4 protein-coding genes and 1 tRNA gene are annotated in these 2,118 nt (G+C 36.5%); all 5 read right to left on the bottom strand.

What is annotated here, in order from left to right; all coding sequences use genetic code 11:
• The coding region (gene rplK, locus WBN21_RS15520; protein WP_424201871.1) for a 50S ribosomal protein L11 at positions 1-331 on the bottom strand (331 nt) is incomplete at its 3' end.
• A 71-nt stretch (positions 332-402) separates the two neighbouring features.
• Entirely contained in the window at positions 403-957 is a 555-nt protein-coding gene (nusG, locus tag WBN21_RS15515) for a transcription termination/antitermination protein NusG (RefSeq protein ID WP_424201869.1), read from the bottom strand.
• Positions 958-968: 11 nt separating this feature from the next.
• Positions 969-1,166 (bottom strand): preprotein translocase subunit SecE, encoded by a 198-nt coding sequence (gene secE, locus WBN21_RS15510; protein WP_424201867.1) that lies wholly within the window; start codon positions 1,164-1,166, stop codon positions 969-971.
• A gap of 48 nt (positions 1,167-1,214) precedes the next feature.
• Positions 1,215-1,287, bottom strand: a tRNA-Trp gene (locus WBN21_RS15505).
• A 64-nt stretch (positions 1,288-1,351) separates the two neighbouring features.
• The coding region (locus tag WBN21_RS15500; RefSeq protein ID WP_424201865.1) for an EF-Tu/IF-2/RF-3 family GTPase at positions 1,352-2,118 on the bottom strand (767 nt) is incomplete at its 5' end.

The raw sequence follows: 2,118 nt of genomic DNA, 5'->3' as shown, positions 1-2,118 counted from the left end.
CTTCTGCGATGGTTTTAACCTGATCCCAAGATACTTTAGCTACTTTTTTTCGGTTTGGCTCTCCAGATCCCTTCTTCACCTTTGCAGCTTCTAATAATTGAACTGCTGCTGGTGGAGTTTTAATTACAAAGTCAAATGATTTGTCTTTGTAAACTGATATCACTACTGGTAATACTTTACCAGGTTTATCTTGGGTTCTGGCATTGAATTGCTTACAGAACTCCATGATGTTAACACCAGCGGCTCCTAAAGCGGGTCCAACCGGTGGCGATGGATTCGCAGCACCTCCCCGAACTTGTAACTTAACTACTTTACCTAATTCTTTTGCCATTTTTAATAATTTAATTTTTGATGTTATCTTTCAATTGGAAGCGAAAGACTCATCTATCTATTGTAACACTATTATACTTTCTCAACTTGCATATAACTTAATTCTAATGGTGTTTTTCTTCCAAAAATTTTAACCATTACTTCCAGTTTACGCTTTTCTTCATTTATGTTCTCAACCGTCCCATCAAATCCATTGAAAGGACCATCAATTACCTTAACAGTTTCTCCTTTAGTAAAAGGAATAGCCACATTTGCATTTTCTTCAACTGATAATTCATCAACCTTTCCTAACATTCTGTTAACTTCAGATTGTCTTAACGGCACAGGATCTCCTCCTTTTGTTTCTCCTAAAAAACCAATAACATTAGTAACAGATCTTATAATATGAGGAACTTCCCCAGTTAAATTGGCTTGCACCATTATATATCCTGGGAAAAACACTTTTTCTTTTTGGATTTTCTTTCCTTTACGGATTTGAATCACTTTTTCTGTAGGTACAAGTACTTGATCAACATAATCTTGCAAACCTAAACGCTCGATTTCTCGCTCGATATAGGCTTTAATTTTGTTTTCCTGACCACTTACTGCACGAACAACATACCATTTTTTTTCACTTACTTCAGACATAAATTCCCTTTTTAACCGTTAATCCATTGAAAGTAAGCTGCTATAACTTTACTAAAAACTGTATCTACACCCCAAATAGCAAGAGAAAAAATAATCGAGAATACAGCTACTAAAACTGTTAAACTTTGCGCCTCAGCCCATGTAGGCCATGACACATTATTTTTTAGTTCTCCGAACGATTCTTTTATGTAATTTACAATTCCAGCCATGTTATTTATTTTTTAATCTAAATTGAAATGATACTCAATTTTGTATTGCACGGGCGGAGAGACTCGAACTCCCGACACCTGGTTTTGGAGACCAGTGCTCTACCAACTGAGCTACGCCCGTAAATACAAGTCAAGGTATTCCGAAAAAACGGAATACCTTAACTCATAATATTTATTAAACTTTATTAGTCTAAAATCTCAGTTACCTGACCTGCACCAACTGTTCTACCACCTTCACGGATAGCGAAACGTAAACCTACGTTCATTGCAATTGGCTGAATTAACTCAACAGTAATAGTTAAGTTATCTCCAGGCATAACCATTTCAACTCCTGAAGGAAGCGCAATGTTTCCTGTAACGTCAGTTGTACGCACGTAGAACTGTGGACGGTAGTTGTTATGGAATGGAGTGTGACGTCCACCCTCTTCTTTTTTAAGGATATAAACCTCAGCTTTAAATTTAGCATGTGGAGTTACTGAACCTGGTTTAGTAATAACCATACCTCTTGAGATTTGAGATTTCTCAATACCTCTTAATAAGATACCAGCATTATCACCAGCTTCACCTCTATCTAATATTTGACGGAACATTTCAATACCTGTAATAGTAGAGTTTAACTTTTCAGCACCCATACCAATAATTTCTACAGGATCTCCAGTTTTTGCTATACCAGTTTCAATACGACCAGTTGCAACAGTACCACGACCAGTAATAGAGAATACATCTTCGATAGGCATTAAGAAAGGCTTGTCCATATCACGAACAGGCTCTTCAATCCAAGTATCAACAGCTGCCATTAATTCTAGAACTGTATCAACCCATTTTTGTTCACCATTAAGTGCACCTAAAGCAGAACCAGCAATTACAGGTCCATTATCTCCATCGTACTCATAGAAAGATAATAAATCTCTAATCTCCATATCTACTAATTCAAGTAACTCTTCATCATCAA

The sequence above is a fragment of the Algibacter sp. genome (genome assembly GCF_049667265.1).
Classification (GTDB): Bacteria; Bacteroidota; Bacteroidia; order Flavobacteriales; family Flavobacteriaceae; genus Algibacter_B.
The sequence above is the reverse complement of the archived record's forward strand: the minus strand, read 5'-3'. Positions and strand labels throughout refer to the sequence as shown.

What these genes read in the sequence shown, in the direction of transcription:
- nusG (WP_424201869.1), bottom strand. Translation starts at nt 957, where the DNA reads ATGTCTGAAGTAAGTGAAAAAAAATGGTATGTTGTTCGTGCAGTAAGT.
- secE (WP_424201867.1), bottom strand. Translation starts at nt 1,166, where the DNA reads ATGGCTGGAATTGTAAATTACATAAAAGAATCGTTCGGAGAACTAAAA.